16 protein-coding genes are annotated in these 16,331 nt (G+C 69.7%); 4 read left to right on the top strand and 12 right to left on the bottom strand.

The window, feature by feature from the left end:
* Positions 1-49: 49 nt before the first annotated feature.
* The gene (locus tag WH85_RS04345; RefSeq protein ID WP_052720144.1) at positions 50-439 is read right to left on the bottom strand and encodes an ArsR/SmtB family transcription factor; all 390 of its coding nucleotides are present in this window, start codon (positions 437-439) and stop codon (positions 50-52) included.
* A gap of 56 nt (positions 440-495) precedes the next feature.
* Between WH85_RS04345 and WH85_RS04340 the strand changes: the two genes are divergently transcribed.
* From WH85_RS04340 to WH85_RS04325, 4 genes are all read left to right on the top strand, one after another.
* A complete protein-coding gene (locus WH85_RS04340) occupies positions 496-1,593 on the top strand; it encodes a cation diffusion facilitator family transporter (protein WP_045740332.1) in 1,098 nt (365 codons plus the stop codon).
* A 36-nt stretch (positions 1,594-1,629) separates the two neighbouring features.
* A complete protein-coding gene (locus WH85_RS04335) occupies positions 1,630-2,046 on the top strand; it encodes a hypothetical protein (protein ID WP_157410761.1) in 417 nt (138 codons plus the stop codon).
* Between the two features lie 114 nt (positions 2,047-2,160).
* On the top strand, positions 2,161-2,823 hold the full coding sequence (locus WH85_RS46665; RefSeq protein ID WP_052720143.1) for an alpha/beta fold hydrolase: 663 nt from the start codon (positions 2,161-2,163) through the stop codon (positions 2,821-2,823).
* On the top strand, positions 2,820-4,823 hold the full coding sequence (locus tag WH85_RS04325; RefSeq protein ID WP_281179038.1) for a glycoside hydrolase family 9 protein: 2,004 nt from the start codon (positions 2,820-2,822) through the stop codon (positions 4,821-4,823). The genes WH85_RS46665 and WH85_RS04325 overlap by 4 nt, the downstream gene beginning before the upstream one ends.
* A 340-nt stretch (positions 4,824-5,163) precedes the next feature.
* Here the strand turns inward: WH85_RS04325 and WH85_RS46660 are convergent, their stop codons facing one another.
* The 11 genes from WH85_RS46660 to WH85_RS51495 all read right to left on the bottom strand — a co-directional run bounded on the left by WH85_RS46660 (position 5,164) and on the right by WH85_RS51495 (position 16,015).
* The gene (locus tag WH85_RS46660; protein ID WP_169792412.1) at positions 5,164-5,805 is read right to left on the bottom strand and encodes a YdcF family protein; all 642 of its coding nucleotides are present in this window, start codon (positions 5,803-5,805) and stop codon (positions 5,164-5,166) included.
* A 76-nt stretch (positions 5,806-5,881) separates the two neighbouring features.
* Entirely contained in the window at positions 5,882-6,940 is a 1,059-nt protein-coding gene (locus WH85_RS04315; protein ID WP_045740330.1) for a protein-L-isoaspartate O-methyltransferase family protein, read from the bottom strand.
* Positions 6,941-7,052: 112 nt separating this feature from the next.
* Positions 7,053-7,715 (bottom strand): 3'-5' exonuclease, encoded by a 663-nt coding sequence (locus WH85_RS04310; RefSeq protein WP_045740329.1) that lies wholly within the window; start codon positions 7,713-7,715, stop codon positions 7,053-7,055.
* A complete protein-coding gene (locus WH85_RS04305; protein WP_045740328.1) occupies positions 7,715-8,230 on the bottom strand; it encodes a P-loop NTPase family protein in 516 nt (171 codons plus the stop codon). Before WH85_RS04305 ends, WH85_RS04310 begins: the two co-directional genes overlap by 1 nt.
* An 82-nt stretch (positions 8,231-8,312) precedes the next feature.
* A complete protein-coding gene (locus WH85_RS04300; RefSeq protein ID WP_342669770.1) occupies positions 8,313-8,777 on the bottom strand; it encodes an NUDIX domain-containing protein in 465 nt (154 codons plus the stop codon).
* A gap of 54 nt (positions 8,778-8,831) precedes the next feature.
* Positions 8,832-9,344, bottom strand: coding sequence for a GNAT family N-acetyltransferase (locus WH85_RS46655; RefSeq protein ID WP_052720140.1), 513 nt, complete (start codon positions 9,342-9,344; stop codon positions 8,832-8,834).
* Positions 9,341-10,714, bottom strand: a complete 1,374-nt coding sequence (locus WH85_RS04290) for an MFS transporter (RefSeq protein ID WP_083448783.1) — start codon at positions 10,712-10,714, stop codon at positions 9,341-9,343. Before WH85_RS04290 ends, WH85_RS46655 begins: the two co-directional genes overlap by 4 nt.
* On the bottom strand, positions 10,711-11,715 hold the full coding sequence (locus WH85_RS52740) for an AAA family ATPase (RefSeq protein ID WP_245673811.1): 1,005 nt from the start codon (positions 11,713-11,715) through the stop codon (positions 10,711-10,713). The genes WH85_RS04290 and WH85_RS52740 overlap by 4 nt, the downstream gene beginning before the upstream one ends.
* Positions 11,716-11,741: 26 nt before the next feature.
* Positions 11,742-13,739, bottom strand: coding sequence for a methyltransferase, FxLD system (fxlM, locus tag WH85_RS04280; RefSeq protein WP_157410760.1), 1,998 nt, complete (start codon positions 13,737-13,739; stop codon positions 11,742-11,744).
* Positions 13,736-15,724, bottom strand: a complete 1,989-nt coding sequence (locus WH85_RS04275) for an ABC transporter ATP-binding protein (RefSeq protein ID WP_052720139.1) — start codon at positions 15,722-15,724, stop codon at positions 13,736-13,738. Before WH85_RS04275 ends, fxlM begins: the two co-directional genes overlap by 4 nt.
* Entirely contained in the window at positions 15,725-16,015 is a 291-nt protein-coding gene (locus WH85_RS51495; RefSeq protein WP_169792411.1) for a hypothetical protein, read from the bottom strand.
* Positions 16,016-16,331: the final 316 nt, after the last annotated feature.

Raw genomic sequence — 16,331 nt, 5'->3', positions numbered from 1 at the left:
AACGAGGGCCGCTGCCGGGAACGTGGACGATCGGGACCAGGTTCGGCGGTCAGCGCGGCGCCGGGACCGGAGGATCTGGCTCGTGATGAGCGGGCCAGTCGGTGAGCTGGTGTTCGGCGGCGTACAGCGCTTCGGTCACCAGGCGGCGCACGTGGGGGCCGGCCACCGCGTACAACGCTCGCCGGCCCTCGCGGCGCACGGTGACCAGCCCGGCCAGGCGCAGTTTGCCCAGGTGCTGCGAGACGGCCGGCCGAGCCGCGCCCACCGCCGCCGTCAGCGCCGTCACGTCCAGGTCCCCGTCCAGCAGCGCGGTCAGAAGACCCAGTCGGGTCGCGTCGGCGAGCATGCCGAACGTCATCGCGGCCCGCTGCAGCACCGGACCGCTCAACAGGCGCTGTTGCCCATTCTGGGCACCTGCAACGTTGTCGCGTGCGTACATGAGCACATACTATGCAGAGGACCGCCCGCACGCCAACGCCGTATGAAGGACCTCCGATGGCTGAGCACGACCACGATCAGGCCCACTGCCACGGATCAGGGCCCGTGCACACCCACGACGACGTCGCTCACGATCACAGCGACCACGATCACAGCAGCGGGTGGCAGCGGATTAAGCATCTGATCACCCCGCACTCGCACGACACCGCCGACAAGGTCGACTCCGCGCTCGAGTCGTCCCGCGAAGGCCTGCGGGCGCTGTGGATCTCCCTCGCCGTGCTCAGTGTCACCGCCGCCCTGCAAGCGGTCATCTTCGTGTTCTCCGGGTCGGTGGCGCTGCTCGGCGACACGCTGCACAACGTCGCCGACGCGCTGACCGCCGTCCCGCTCGGTATCGCGTTCCTGCTCGGCCGGCGCGCCGCCACCCGCGCTTACACCTACGGCTTCGGCCGGGCCGAAGACCTCGCCGGCATCGTCATCGTCGCGGTCATCGCCGCCTCGTCGATCGCCGCGGCCTGGACCGCCATCGACCGGCTGGCCAACCCGCAGGACATGACCCACATCCCCTGGGTGCTCGCCGCCGGCGTGATCGGCTTCATCGGCAACGAGATCGTCGCCCGCTACCGCATCACCGTCGGCCGGCGCATCGGCTCCGCCGCCCTGGTCGCCGACGGCCTGCACGCCCGCACCGACGGCTTCACCTCCCTGGCCGTCGTGCTCGCCGCCGGCGGAGCAGCGCTCGGGTGGCGCTGGGCCGACCCGATCGTCGGGCTGATCATCACCGTGGCCATCGCGTTCGTCCTCAAGGACGCCGCCCGGGAGGTGTACCGGCGGCTGATGGACCGCGTCGACCCGGAACTGGTCGATCAAGCTGAGCAGTCGCTGCGTACGGTGCCCGGCGTTCGCGATGTCTCGGGCATCAAGCTGCGCTGGATCGGGCACCGCATGCACGCCGAAGCCGCCGTCGTCGTCGACGCGAACCTGAGCCTGCTCGCCGCCCACGAGATCGCCGCGGACGCCGAGCACCAGCTCACCCACAACGTCGCGCGACTGACCGGCGCTACCGTGCATGTCGACCCGGACAGCCACCCCGGCGATCAACACCACAGCGACCTGTCCCACGAACGACGCGACCGGCTAGCCGCGGCCGCCTGACAGGCGACGATCACCGTGGCCACCTATCCTGACGCGATGACACGACCCGGCAACGCCGCGAGCGTCGCCGGGCTGCGTCGTGTCGTCCGGATCCCGGCGCTGCTGATGCTGCTGATCCTGCTCGGTGCCGCCGTGCTCGTCTCCGCCGGCAGTGCCCACCACCGCCCACAGCCGACCGTTGCGGGCGTCCTGAACGTCCACAACCTCGATCACCGGCTCGCCGGACCGGTCGCCGATACCGAGGCCAGCCTGCCCGGGCACGCTCATCATCACGGCAGCGACTGGACGCCCAGCCCGACTCAGCGCCTGCGACCGGCCACGGCCGCGGCCATCGCCACCGCCGCGCTGATTCACCGCGTCTCCGGCCTTGACAGCACCACCACGTCTTTAGCCAGTTTCGGTATCAGCACAGCAGGCGCGGACCTGAAACTGCTGGGCGTCCTGCGGGTGTGACAGCCGGCCGACCCACGTCGGCCAGGCACCACCCGCGCCCAGTGCACCGCAGCTCCCTTTCTGCGGCACGACTGGCGCGTTCCCGCGTCCGCCCGCCCCAGAAGGACCATCACCGTGTCACCGAACCCGCCGCGTCGCACCACCCACGCCTACGGAAGCCCCACAAACCTGCTCGTCTACGACCGCTGGGGCACCACCGGACGTCCCGTCCTGCTCCTACACGGCCTGCTCTTCGACCGCACCACGTGGTGGCCGCTCGCGGCCGAGCTCGCCACCGACGGCACGATCATCGCCCCAGACCTGCCCGGCCACGGCGAAACCCCCAGACGCAGGAACTGCTCACCGACGAATCTCGCGACCCAGCTGGCCGAGCTCATCCACAGCCTCGGGCTGCGCCGGGCACCCATCATCGTCGGTCACGCCACGTCCGCATGGCTCGCCACCGCATTCGCCCGCGACTTCGCCGTCCACGCCATCCTCACCATCGACGCACCCACCACGGCGATCGCCGCCACCGTGGACAGCGTGATCAACGCAGCCGGCATCGATCAGGTGACCGACCCGTACCGCCCCTTCGCGCAACCGCGCCGGGACCCCGCGTTGTTGGCTGCCTACCGGTCATGGTTCGACCAGCCCACCGCATCTTCCAAGCCCGCCCGCAGCCTCTCCACCGCAGCCACAGCGGCCAGCTGCAACCCCCCACCGTCGGCCGAGAGCCGCTTCGCGCACCTCAGCGACCCGCAAGGAGTCGCCGCAGCACTACGAACCCTGATGTGATCGCTACCCCCGTGTATCAGCACCGTCCAACGCCTCGCGCCCAGCGTCTTTTGCACACAACGAGTCCGTCACAGCGTGATCGCCGGCGAAGATACTTCAAACTCGTGACCCACAAGGCAGCAAGGCTTCGTCGCGTCCTCGTACCGTTGCTTGCCACAGGCCTGCTTTTCTCAGCAGCGTGCACCAACGATCCGCAGCGTAAGGCGGACGCATTCATCCGCCTCGACCAGGTGGGTTACGCCTCCGGCGAGGTCAAGATCGCTGCTCTGCTGGCGCCACGCGACGCTGCCGGGGCACGGGTCAGCGTGATCGACCCCTCCGGCAGAAAGGTCCTGTCGCCGACGCTCGGCGCCAGCCGGGGCGCCTGGAACACCACCCTGCGCGACGTACGTCCGATCGACCTGAGCGCGCTGACCCGGCCGGGTACCTACCGGCTGCGCGTCGACGGCCCGGTCACCGCCCAATCCCCGCCGTTTCACATCGAGACCGCGGAGCACCTGTTCGCGCCGTTGGCCCGCGACTCGATCACGTACTTCCAAGCCCACCGCGACGGTGCCGACCAGGTCGCCGGTGTGTGGCAGCGCCAAGCGGCACACCTGGCCGACCGCACCGCCACCGTCTACGACAGGCCACGCTTCGACGCCCAAGGCCGGATGACCGCTGCCCTCACCGAAGCCGGCGGCCCGGTCGATGTCGAAGGCGGCTGGTATGACGCCGGGGACTTCCTCAAGTTCACCCACACCACCGCCTACGCCCTCATCAGCATGCTCACCGTCCAACGCGACATGCCCGTGGAGGGCCTCGATACCGAAATCCGCCACGGCGTCGACTGGCTCGACAAAATGTGGGATCCCGATACCGAAACGCTCTACACCCAGGTCGGCATCGGTAGCGGTCTGCAATCCGCCGACCGCAGTTTCCTCGGCGATCACGACTCCTGGCGGCTACCCCAAACCGACGACCGGCTCGCGGTCGAGCCGGGCGACAAGAGGTACTTCCAGCGTTACCGGCCGGTCTTCCGCGCCGCCGACCCCGGACAGCCACTGAGCCCGAACCTGGCCGGCCGCGTCGCCGCGGCCTTCGCCCTGGCCGCTCAGACCGAGGCAGCCACCGAGCCCGGCCGGGCCAGAGCACACCTGGCCACCGCCGCGCAGATCTTCGACCTGGCCCGCACTGACGACGTCGGCGAACTGGTCACGGCCGAACCGCAGACGTTCTACCCGGAGAACAGCTGGACCGACGACCTCGCTCTCGGTGCCACTGAACTCGCCCTGGCCGCCCAAACGTTGCACGACCCCCAGGCCGCTGAGCGGCTGCGCCAGGCGACCTACTGGGCGAAGGTCAACGCCGACAACGGCGGCGACTCGGCGCTGAGCGTCTACAACGTCAGCGCCTTAGCCGACACCGAACTCGCCCGCACCCTGGCAGCCACACCGATCCCCGCAGCCCAGATCGACGCCGCAGGCCTGCGCCGTGACTTGCAGCGACGCCTCGACGCCGGCGTCAAGGCCGCCGCGGGCAACCCGATGGGCGCCGCCGCGGGCAACGGCGGATCCGACTACGCCGCCCGACAGCTCGGCTACACCGCCACCGCCGAACTCTACGAACACATCTTCAAAGACGGCCGGTACGCGGCCTTCGCCACCGCCCAGCGCAACATCGTGCTCGGCGCCAACGGCTGGGGCACCTCCCTGGTCATCGGAGTCGGCACCACCTACCCCCAATGCCCCCACGACCAGATCGCGACACTGGCGAAAATCCCCGGCACCGACGCAGGCATGGTCGGCGCCGTGGTCAACGGCCCGAACTCCGCCGACCGCGTCCACGAACTACTCACCGACCGCACTCCCAGCTCGTGCGCCGCCGCCTCACTCGAACAGTTCGACCGCGACGACGCCCACTACGTCGACGACATGCGCATCTCCGCCAACAACGAAGCATCGATCGACTTCACCGCCACCGGCCTACTCGCCTTCGCCCTCACCGCCAAACAACACTGACGCCCATTTCGGAACTGCAACAACACCGACGGTAGCCCTGATCGCAGTACCCCTCGCGGGCTCTTCGCGGACCGCCGAGACAGGCACGCCGCAACAGCGCTTTGAATGACGGCTATAAGGCTGGCGTTCCAGTGAAACGACAGCCTTTAGACTGCATCAGGCTGGAAGTGCTGATGTCTCATGAGACATCTGGATTCTGGAGAAGTCCCGCGACCAGATCAGGTCGTAGAAGGCCGGTTCCAGTGCCATCAAGACTCTGGTCGCCGGTCGCGTCGTCACTAGCGCCTCCTTCTGCCGCACAACGATCGCGCAGGAGGTACCCGCCGACCTCGGTTGTTGGTCAAGTGCGGATCATCGGCCGAGGAACGGCGGGATCCGACCTGCTGGGCGTCGCCGGGGTCCAGCCCGCATCCGTGCGGGATAGCGCAGGCAAATCACCGCTGTCGAGGAGTTTCCTTAGGTAACCGAACTCGTCTTCGATGCGCGGTCGGTCGGAACTGGACGCCCAGGTGGTCCGGTCGTAGGGTCGCCCGTCGGCTCTGGCGGGAGGGTTCCACGTTGCGGCGTAGATACGTTCGACGGACGGCAGGCCTGCCGCGACCAGGTGTATCTGTCGGCGTTGCCACCATTTCACGACGGCGATCACCGTTCGTGGCGCGTGAAGGCGTTCCTCGACGAGAGGACGGGCGAACGAGACATTCTCGTGGGAGGTGCGAGAACGTCGTTCGATGAGTATCTGATCCGGCGGAATCCCCCGTGCTTTGAGCAGCTGTGCGTGTGCGTCGCTCTCCACGATCGCGGGGTTGCGGCGGTTGGGACCTCCGGTCAGGACGATCAGCGGCGCCAGCCCGGCTCGGAACGCCCGCAGGGCGGGCGTGACGGCGTCCGGCAGGGTGGAGCCGAACACGAAGATCAGGTCGGCCTGGCCCAGCCCCGGTGCGGACGCGTCGACAAAGTCTGCGATGTCATCGGTCACTGCCATGTCGAGCGCCCTGCTCGTGTATGGCGGCATGGGCAGGTTGCGACGAGGTGTGCAGCTCTCGAGGAGCTTTGCGCAGTCATGGCCTGGCCGCCTGTTTCGTGTCTCCCGGCCGGATGCGGAGCCGTAGGTCCCAGCCGGGCGGATCGTTGTCCTCGGCCCGGGTCAGCATGGTCGTGTAAGCGTCGGGCCCCGGCCGGGCGGCCTGTTCCCATCGCCGTAGCCAGGTGTGCAGCGTCCGCAGTGAAACCGATTCGGGGTGGTCGGCGACGATGGTGCCGTCGGTAAGGATGATCGCGGCCGAGGTCGGGGTGGTGTGCCCGATGCCGCGGCCTTGACCGTGCAGCGAGACAGCGGTCAGGTTCGGGTCGGCGAGAGCTGCGGTGAACGCTGTAAAGGACCGCCAGTCCAGCGGTGTGCGCTCGTACCTACCGGTGTGACCGGGGCGCTGGAGCTGGTGGAGTGCGGCGCGGGCACCGTCACGGTGCGGGTCGCTGACGCGCCAGCTGATCGATATCCAGGACGGCTCGGGCTGGCCGATGATGGCGTCGACCCAGCGGGGCGGGATGGTGTGCACGTCGTCGATCGGGGTCAGGTGGCTTTGAGCGTAGCCGCCGAAGGTCAGCTGGTCGGCGTGCGGCCGGCCGGCGTGCACGGTGATCGTGGTGATGATGTTGGCCGAGGGTAGCGGCGCGACCGGCAGGCAGGTCACGATCCGGCCGTCGGGCGCCAGCTGGTGCACCCATGAGGACGGGAGCCGGGGCGGGCAAAGCCAGGCGACGATCCGGCCGTAGGGGGCACCGGGCGGGTGCCCGGCGAGGCCGTCACCGGTATGGCAGGTGACGACGGTGCCGATGCCGCGTTCACCGTGCAGCTGGTTCGCCGCTTGGACCAAGTGATCGTCGACGTCCATGCTGACGATGTGCCCGGCCGGGCCGGCGAGCTCGGCCAGCAGCGCGCTCGAGTAGCCGGTGCCGGTGCCGACTTCGAGCACGCGGGCGCCGTCGGGGACGTCTAACGCGGCCAGGTCCCGGTGGATCGCGGCCGGGTCGGAGTAGTGCAGCGTCGGCCCGCGCCGCGCGTCGTGCAGGTAGACGTCTTCAGGGACCCGGCTGATCGTGTCGTCGCTCAGGTTCATCGTTCTCCTGGTCACGGTGATGAGGAGGGGGCGTTTGCGCGGGCTTTCTCGCTCATGGCTGCCATCGCGGTTTCCCGCCTCGTGGGCCAGACCGCAAGCGCCGCTGCAACGGTCAGAACAAGAACTCCTGCGGGTGCGGGTTGGCGGGTGGTGGTTGGCCGGCGAGGTCTCGTAGCTGGTCCAGTCGGCACCAGCGGTGTGCTCGGGCGCCGTCGGCCAGCAGCCGGACCAGTAGGTGGCCGGTCACCTCGGCGTCGGCGAGCGCGCGATGCCGGCTGGCGGGGATGCCGATCCCGTGGAGGGTCAGTAGGGCATCGAGGGCGTACGACGCGAGGCCAGGCCGGCACCGTTTGGCCAGGGCGAGGGTGTCGAGCATCGGCGCGGCGGCGGCAGTCGGGCAGGCGTGCGCGTAGCGGCGCAAGATTCCGGCCTCGGTGCAGGCGTGATGCGCGACCAGCAGGTACGGCGGGTCGGTCAGCAGCGCGTCCAGGCCGGCGAGGACGGCCGGGGCGGCGGGCCGGCCGGCGAGCATCGGCGCGGTGATCCCGGTCTGCCGAGTGTCTGCCTCGGTCAACGGGGCATGCGCGGGCGGCCGGATCAGCGCCTCGAACCGGCTGACGCACTCCATGCCGCCCGGGGTGGGGCGCAGGATGACGGCGCCGACCTCGATCGGTTCGGCCGGGCATCCCGCAGGCGTGGTTCCCTCGAAGTCGATGACGACAAAGCGTGTGGCGGCGAAGGCAGGATCGTCGAGGTAGCGGTGCAGACCGGTCATCAAGAATTCCTGCCGACGGCGCGGACCTGGTCCACGTAGCGGGTGACGGCGCGACGGCTGCGTAGATGCACGAATGTCGCCCGGGTGGCGTGCTCGCGTAGGCAGTCCTGGACTCGGGGCAGATGCCGGGCGCGGTACGTGGCCGCGTATCTCAGGACTTCGAGGGTGACCCGGTCGTACACGCCGTCGGCGTGCTGGCCGCCGCGGTAGCGCAACCGCCGGGCGGCGATCCCGGTGAGGCAGACCAGCGGGTGCGGGTCGAGCACGATGACGGTGTCCGCCGCGGCAGCGCGCACCGGGAGGCTGGCCAGGCTGTTGCCGTCGACGATCCACCGCGCGTTGGCCACCAGCTGGTGTTGCGCCGCGACGAAGTCCGGTTCGGGGATCACGTTCCAGTCCGAGTCGTAGCGCAGCTGATCGAGGTGGGTGACCGGCAGATCAAGCAGGGCGCCCAGAGTGTGGGCCAAGACGGTCTTACCGGCGCCGCTGGCACCAAGGATCGCGATCCGCTGCATGCACATCACCTTTCGTCGTGCAGGACGCTGCGTCGGCGACAATCCTCGATTGGTCCGGCTCGCCGCGGCGTTCTCCTGCGCGTCAACGGTGGCCGTTTTCCAGGTAAACGGTCATCCCGCTGGTGCGGGCCTCGAGCGCGACGGCGATGCGGCGGGCGAGCAGGCCGGACAGGCGCTGCTCGGCCTGGGGCGGGTCGGACCAGGCCCAGTCGTGTAGTTCCTCGCCGGGCAGCCGGATCGCGCTGGTCTGCTCCGGGCTGAGGTGGCCGCCGTCGAACAGCAGCATGAGTCCTTCGGTGCGCCCATCCCGGGCGGGCACCCAGTCAACGACCAGGAGCCGACCGGGCGTGACGTCAAGCCCGAGTTCCTCCGCGACCTCGCGGACCGCGGCGGCCCGCGGTGATTCGTCAGCCTCGACCGCGCCACCGGGGATCTGCCAGCTCGGTTTATAGGTCGGCTCGACGAGCAGGGCGTGCCCGTCCTGGTTGGTGAACACGACGCCGGCGCCCATGCGTTTGCGCGGCAGCGTCGCGGTGTAGTCAGTCACGACGATCTCCTCCAGGGTCGGGGCCGTCAGGCCAGAACGTCACGGCGGCGGCGATCAGGGGGCGCGGCGGCCGGGTCGGTGAAAGTCGAACCGCAGCTGGGTCAGCCCGTACTGCTCGAAGCTGCCCGTCCGCACCGCGCCGAGACGCTCCAGCAGGCGCTGCGAGGCCAGGTTCGCCTGCTGAGTCGTGGCAATCAGCTCGTACTCCTCGGTGGTGTCGAAGAACCAGTCACGGACCAACGCCACGGCCTCACCGGCCAGCCCGCGCCGCCAGAACGGGTGACGCAGCTGGTAGGAGATCTCCCACGGCCCGCGTTTGCGGGCCACACTGCCGCTGCCGGCCACCACACCCGCGGCCCGGTCGACGATCACGAACTGACCCCACCGCGCTTCGCCGACTTTCCGGGCGGCATCGGCCTCAGCAGCCGCCTGATCCTTGGGGCCGCCCAGATAGCGGCGCACCCGCGGGTCGGTGGCCATCTCCACCAGCGCATGCTCGTCGCCAGGTGCAGGAGCGCGCACCACAACGCGCTCGCCGGTCAGGACCTCCAAGGGCGCCGTGGTCATCGCTGATCACTTCCGCTCTGTCCGGCACCGGAGCGGTGAGCCGGGGTCAGCAGATACTCCCGCGAGCCGACTTTTCCAGGGGCGGGCAGCGGTGCGGTGCGGCCCGCCGGGCGCAGTGCCGTCCAGGGCATCAGCACGGGGCACACCAGCAGCACCACTGCCAGCACGGCGATGGCCGTGCGAATGCCTGCGGCGGCGGCGAGCAGTCCGGCGGCGGCGATGCAGGCCGGTTGCACGAGTTTGCTGGACATCGCCCAAGCGCCGACGACGCGCGACAGGTGGGTGTCGGCGGTGACTTTCATCCGATAGGTGGCGAAGGCCGGGTTGAAGATCCCGGCGCACAGCAGCAGCGCACTGTCAGAGGCGATGATCAGCACAAGACCCGCCGTGGTGGGTGAGGCGAGCAGGATCGGCGCCATCCACAGGCAGCGGGCGAATCCTGCGTACAGCAGGGTCCGGCCCAGACCGGCGCGGCGAATCAGAGTCGGGGCGAGCAGTGAGCCGGCTACCCCGGCGGCGCAGGGCACGCCGAGCGCGATCCCGTACTGCAGCGGGCTGAAGTGCAGCTCACGCAGCAGGTACACGGCGATCAACGGGGAGGAAGCCATGATGACTCCGCCGAACAGCATCGCGTTGGCGAACAGTCGCCGCAAGCCTGGGTGGGCGTAGATGTATTGCCAGCCGGCGACGGTGTCGGCCCGCCACTGCCGCCGCCCGGCGCCCTGTGGTGGTGGCGGTTCGTGGTGGCGGATGCGCCGCCAGCCGCATGCGGCGAGCAGGTAGCTGACCGCGTCGATCCCGATGGAGGCGATCGGGCTGGTGGCGGACACGAGCAGCCCACCGACCGGCGGGCCCAGAGCGCCGGTGGTCCAGGTGGTGGTCTCCAGACGGCTGTTCACCCGTGCCCGCTCCCGCACGGGGACCAGGGTTTTGAGGTAGGGCTGGGCGGCAGCGTTCGCCGCGATCGTCGCGGCGGTCTGGAGCACGGCGACCACGCACAGCTGCCCGTAGCTCAGCATGCCCGCCCAGGCGGTGATCGGAACGCTGGCCAGGGCGGCGAACCGGATGAGGTCGGCACTGATCATCACGGGTCGCTTGTGGTGGAACTCGATGTACGGTCCCAACGGCACGGCCAGCGCCACCCCGGCGAGGCCGGCCAGCACCGCCAGCAGCGAAACCTGCCAGTCCGAGGCGCCGAGCACCAGGATGGCTACCAGCGGCAGGGCGCCCGCTCCGACGCCGCTGCCGAGCGCGCTGATCGCGTACGCCGACCAGAACCGGCGCTCGCTGGCTTTACCAGCCCGGACCCGGCTACCGGCGGGCTGCGACGCCTGGCCGGGTGAGGCCGGAGACGGGCCAACGGCGGTCATGGCGAGTCGACCGGCTTGTCGGCCGGCGGCGGACCGAGCCGGCCGACGACTTTCCCCGCTACCTGGGCCAGAACGGTGCGGGGATCGAAGCCGAGGCTGGCGGCGGCGACCAAAGCGGTGACCGCGACGTCACCGAGCTCGTCGGCCACGTCCTGCCGATCGTGGGTTACACCTTTGCGGGGGTTCTGGCCAACGGTGCCGATCCACGCTGCTGCGGCCTCGCCAGCTTCCTCGACGATCTTGAGGATCCGTAGACCCAGTTCCGGCTCGGCCGTGCCGTTGTGCTCGTCCAACCACGCCCGCGACGCCGCGATCGCCTCCCATATCCCCGCCTCCGGACCACCATTGTCCCCACCGGGTGACCCCTCGGGCGGACCGGCGCGGTCGACGAATGTCCCCACGCCGGGCCTCGTCCCCGGCCGCAGGTCATCGGCGGCGGGGCCACATTTCTCGGCGCAGCGCCGACACAACCGCGGGCACGGGGTCAGGGCAGCGGCCTCGGCCAGGCTGCTGCCGTGCAGGATCGCCGACACGCTGTCCTCAACGGTGGACTGCTGCGCGATTTGCTGCTCCCCGTCGACCCCGAGCAGGTCGTCTGCGGCGAACCATGACGCCATCGTCTCCGCGCTGATGTGGGCCATGCCGGGGCGGCCGGCGTGCCGGCGGACCGTCTCGTCGAACGACACGTCCATCCAGAACACCGCGGACCGCCCTGGATGCTCGGCGATCAGCTCCCGCAGCGGTGCCCCGTACTGGCCGGTGTGCAAAATTCCCTCCAGGACGACGTGATAGCCCGCCCCCAGAGCGGCACGCACCATCGCGGTGATGAACCCGGGCGCCACCGCCGGGGTGCTGTTGGCGCCGTGCTCACGCAGCACCACCCGGCGCAGATAGTCCTGCTCGATCAGCGCGCAGCCCCGACCGTAACGGCGGCGAACCTCGGCTGCGACGGTCGACTTCCCGGAGCCAGAATTCCCGCGAATGATTACCAGTGTCGGCACTGCCGCGGCCGTGTGGTCGATGGTCGTCATCGTGCGCGGCCGGACCAGGTGATTGCGGTAGTGGTGTGCCGACGCGGCACCAACAGCCGCAATCCGCCGCTGTCGGGCACGCGGCTACCGGTCGGGTGCAAGGTAATCCGAGGCCCGGACGAGACCCGGTGCTGCTCGTCCCAGACGGTCAGCAGGTCGATCAGTTCCGCGACCAGGGTGTCCGCGGCAGGTCCGTAGCCGTGGCCTCCGAACTGAAGGGTCTCGGCGTTCTGTCTGCGCAGGATGAGGTAGGCGAAGCTGTCGCCGGTCAGCAGGGTCGGGCAGAAGAACCGGTCCTGCGGGTCCAGCAGGCCGGCGGTCTTCTCCCGGTCGACGGTGAGGATTCCGTACGGGCGAGGCTGGCTGGCCAGCCACAGGTGCACCGACTCGAACGCGCTGCCGTCGTCGAGCGCGGCCGTCACCGGCGACCACTGCAGCACGCCCGGCGTGTCGAGCGCCGCCCGCAAAGCGTCCCCATCGACCTGAGTGGTGGTGTCGTCCAACACCAGGACGGCGTCCTCGCCACGCAATGGGATCCGGCGTACCGGGTCCCGGCCGTGGCCCTGCATCGACACGAACCCACACTGCACCGCCGCCGTCGCGACCAGGTGATCACCGTCGGGTCGCAGCGTGAGGCAGCGGGTGTGCCCGCGCATCCGCAACGGGATCACTAATACACCATCGGCCGTGAGCTGCCCGATCCACGCCGGTGGTACGTCGCTGGTCTCGACCGTGACGATCACCGCGTCATACGAGCCGCCGTCGGCGTATCCGTGCTCGCCGTCGCCGCAGATCACCTGAACCTGTGGGTAGCCGGCCCGGGCCAACCCGGTCCGGGCGTTGGCAACCACCTGGGCGTCGATGTCGACGGTGACCACCGTCCCGGCCGGGCCGACCACCTCAGCCAGCAGGGCGGCGTTGTAGCCACCTGAGCCAATTTCGAGCACACGCGATCCCGGGCTCAGCGCGGCGGCCTCGATCATGTACGCCTGAAGCCACGGCGCGGAGATCGAGCTGGTGGTCTTCCCGTCCGGGCCGCGCCGGGTGACCACGGTGTCGTCGGCGTACGCCGCCTCGATACTGGTGCCCTCCGGGGCGAACAGATGCCGCGGCACCGCGGCGAACGCCGCGGCCACCGCGGGCTGGGTGATCCACCCTCGGGCGGTGAGCTGGTCGACCAGCTCCTGCCGGGCCTGTTCGGGAGTGCGATCCTTCACGTCGGGGCTGGTGGACACGAGCACCTCTTTCAACAAGACGGATACGAGGTCGAGTAGCCGCCGAACCGCGGCCAGCGCCCGCCCCGGTGGCGGCCGCATAGCGGCCAGCCGGGTGTCGAGCAGCCTGCGCAGTTCGCTGGCATCGGTGATGTCGCTGATGTGCAGCTGGTGGCAGATCGCAGCCCGGCGACGCCGATCGCCGCGGGCGTGATACTTCGCGGCCAGCTGGACCAGCAGGAGCAGAGTGGCCGGATCATCCGGATCGGAGCCGGACGCGTCCTCCGGCGGGCAGGTAGCAAGCAGGTCCAGCAGGCCCAGCCCAGTGCGGGGCAGACGAGTCCGTTCGGTCAGCACTCGCCCGCCTGCCGGGACGGCCGCAGTCGTGGCCGGCCACAGGTACACGTCGAACAGGACCGGCAGACCGGCGAGCTCGACCGCCACGGCGAGATAGCCGCCGCCAGCCGGCGCGTTGCGCGGCTTCGGCCTGCGGTAGAGCGCGACGCCGGGCAACCCGAGGGCGGCGAACGGGTCGGTGAGCAGCATCTGCGGGATCGGCGGGTCGACTGCGACGATCAGGTCCACGTCGCTGAACGCGTCGCTGTCGCCGCGGGCGAGTGAACCGACCAGGACCATGCCTGCTACCCGCGGATCGGTTTGCAGGACCGCCGTGGCCTCGGCCACCCACGCGTCGCGGGCCGCGACGACCGCCGTCAGTACCCAGGCAGGGTCCAGCCTGTCCTGTGACCGCTCCACCATGACCTCGCCGGCGCCGGTCAAGCCTGATCCGCATCGACGGCTGCCGACTGCGACGAGGTGGCCTCGCGTGGTTGGTAGCCGGCGGCCTGTAATGCGTACAGGGTGGCGTACCGGCCGCCGGCGGTGATCAGCTCGGCGTGGGTGCCTTGTTCTTCCAGGACGCCGTCGTGCAGGACGAAGATCCGGTCGGCGTCGACGATGTTGGCGAGCCGGTGGGTGATCAGGATGGTGGTCCTGGTGCCCTGCCGGGAGCGGATTGATTGGAACAGGGCGTGTTCGGCGCGCGGGTCGAGTGCCGAGGACGGTTCGTCCATCACGAGGAGTTCGGCGTTGCGGTAGAAGCCTCGTCCGGCGGTGATCCGCTGCCACTGCCCGCCGGACAGTTCCTGCCCGTCTTTGAACGTGCGGTCCAGCAGGGTTTCGTAACCGTGCGGCAGGGCGGTGATCGGTTCATGGGCGGCGGCCTGCCGTGCGGCGGCTTCGATCCGGGCTTGCTCGGGGATCGTGGCGAGGTCACCCATGGCTATGTTCGTCGCCGCGGTGTACGGCCAGTGGTGATGTTCCTGCATGACCACCGCCATCCGTGCCCGCAACGCCTCGGTATCGAGGTCCGCGAACGGTTGGCCGTTCCACTCGATCATGCCACTGGTCGGGGTCCGCAGCCCGGCGATCATCGCGGCCAGGGTGGACTTGCCGGATCCGTTCTCCCCCACGAACGCCACCGTCTGCCCGGCCTCGATGGTCAGGCTGACACCGTCAACCGCCCGGTCCTTGCGGTCCGGGTATTGCAGGGTTACCCCGCGCACGGCCAACTGCTGCAGTGGCGCCGGCATGGGGCGGGTACCGGTCGCGGCGGCGGGCAGGTAGTCGCCGGCGCGGTGGAGGAACTCGACGTACTGCTTCAGGAACTGACCGTTGGTGAAGACCCGGTCCAGCTGGAACGTCACCGCCGCCAAAGCGCGCTGGGCGGCCTGCACCGCGACCACGCACGTCACCGACGCGGCGAGCGGGATCTTCCCGTCGGACAACAGCACCCCGAGCAACAGCCACACCCCGCCCAGGCCCAGACCGCTGATCGTGGCGCCGATGCTGGTCATCGTGGTTGTACGTCGCGCCAGATCCAGGTCCACGTCGGTCTGGGCGTGCATCACCCGGTCGAATTGGCCCAACACGAAACTACGCAGCCCGTAGACGCGTAGCTCCGGCGCCGAGTTGCGTTCGGCCATCTGCCGTTGCAGCACCCACATCCGGCGCCGACGCACCGAACCGGCCACGAACGTCGCATACCGCAGATGCCCGGCCCGCAAGGCCGCGTACGCATTCGGCACCGTCGCCACCAGCAACGCGCCCAACAACAGCGGGTTGATCACCGCGACGGCCACCGCGACCGCGCACAGGTTCACCAGACCGGCGAACATGTTGGAGGTCTCCTGCACCAAGGTGGCGGCGCTGTCCGGGCCGCGGGTCGCGCGTTCCATGTCGTCGGCGAACGCGTCCTGATCGAATGCCGCCAGCTCCACCGCCGACGTCACCTCGAACAGCCGCCGCTCGGCGGCCTGGGTCACCCGCGGCGTTAACCCGTTCTGCGCATACCCGACCACGATGCCGAGCCCGCCGCGGGCCGCGGTCACCGCCGCGAGCAGGAGCAGCGCCGGCAATGCTGCTTTCACCCGATCGGGTGTCGGGCCGCTCGAGAACAGGTGCACCAGGAATCGCTGGGTGGACAGCAGACCGAAGGTCGACATCACCCCGGCGACCACCGTCGCCAGGGCCACGACGAGCGTGCGGACCCGATCAGCGCGCCAGCTGATCACCACCGCCTCACGCACCAGGCCCGGCAGCTCGGCGAACACCCCGAACACCCCGGTCTCCGCCCGACGCCGGATCCCCATCTCCCAATCCGCCGCGCGTAACTCCGGCAACACCGACTCCACCTGAGCCGGCCCGGGTTGCTGAGGGATCCGATCCCTTAGCGGCGTCTTATCCGTCGTCGCGCTCACCGGCACTCACCTCTGAAAGATCCGCACGGGTCCGAAATTGACATCGATAGGAGAGGCCTGAAGCCACGGCGCCGACATCGAACTCGACGTCTTGCCGTCCGAGCCGCGCTGGGTGATCACCACGTCGTCGGCGTATGCGTCCTGAACGCTGGTGCCGGCTGGCACGAACTTGTGCCGCGGCACCGTGTTGAACGCGGCCGCCACCCGCTCGCTGGTGATCCGGCGAGCCGCTTGCAGCCGCTCGACCATATGACGCCGCGCGGCCTGCGGCGACAACACCTGCACCACATCGTTCACAGGCTGTTCCCTTCGGGTAGGACGTCGTCTGGCAGCCGGGACAGGGTGTACGCCCACCGGCGGAAACCGGAGTCCCGTCCGGGCTGCTCGTGCCTTATCGGTACCGACCGCCGGCAGTCGCGGGCCACTGGCCGCACCGATCGGGTAGCCGGGCCGGGCGGTTTCGTCGCCCGGGTGAGTGACCGACCCGTATCCGCACCACCACATACGAATATCGATGCGACTTTCACCGATGTGCCGTCCGTACCCGGAACCCCGGCCCGTTCGGCCGCCGGCCCACCAGCAGCGACACCTTCTGACCGGAAATCGACCAGTA

The organism is Actinoplanes rectilineatus, assembly GCF_000962825.1.
Lineage (GTDB): Bacteria > Actinomycetota > Actinomycetes > Mycobacteriales > Micromonosporaceae > Actinoplanes > Actinoplanes rectilineatus.
The sequence above is the reverse complement of the archived record's forward strand: the minus strand, read 5'-3'. Positions and strand labels throughout refer to the sequence as shown.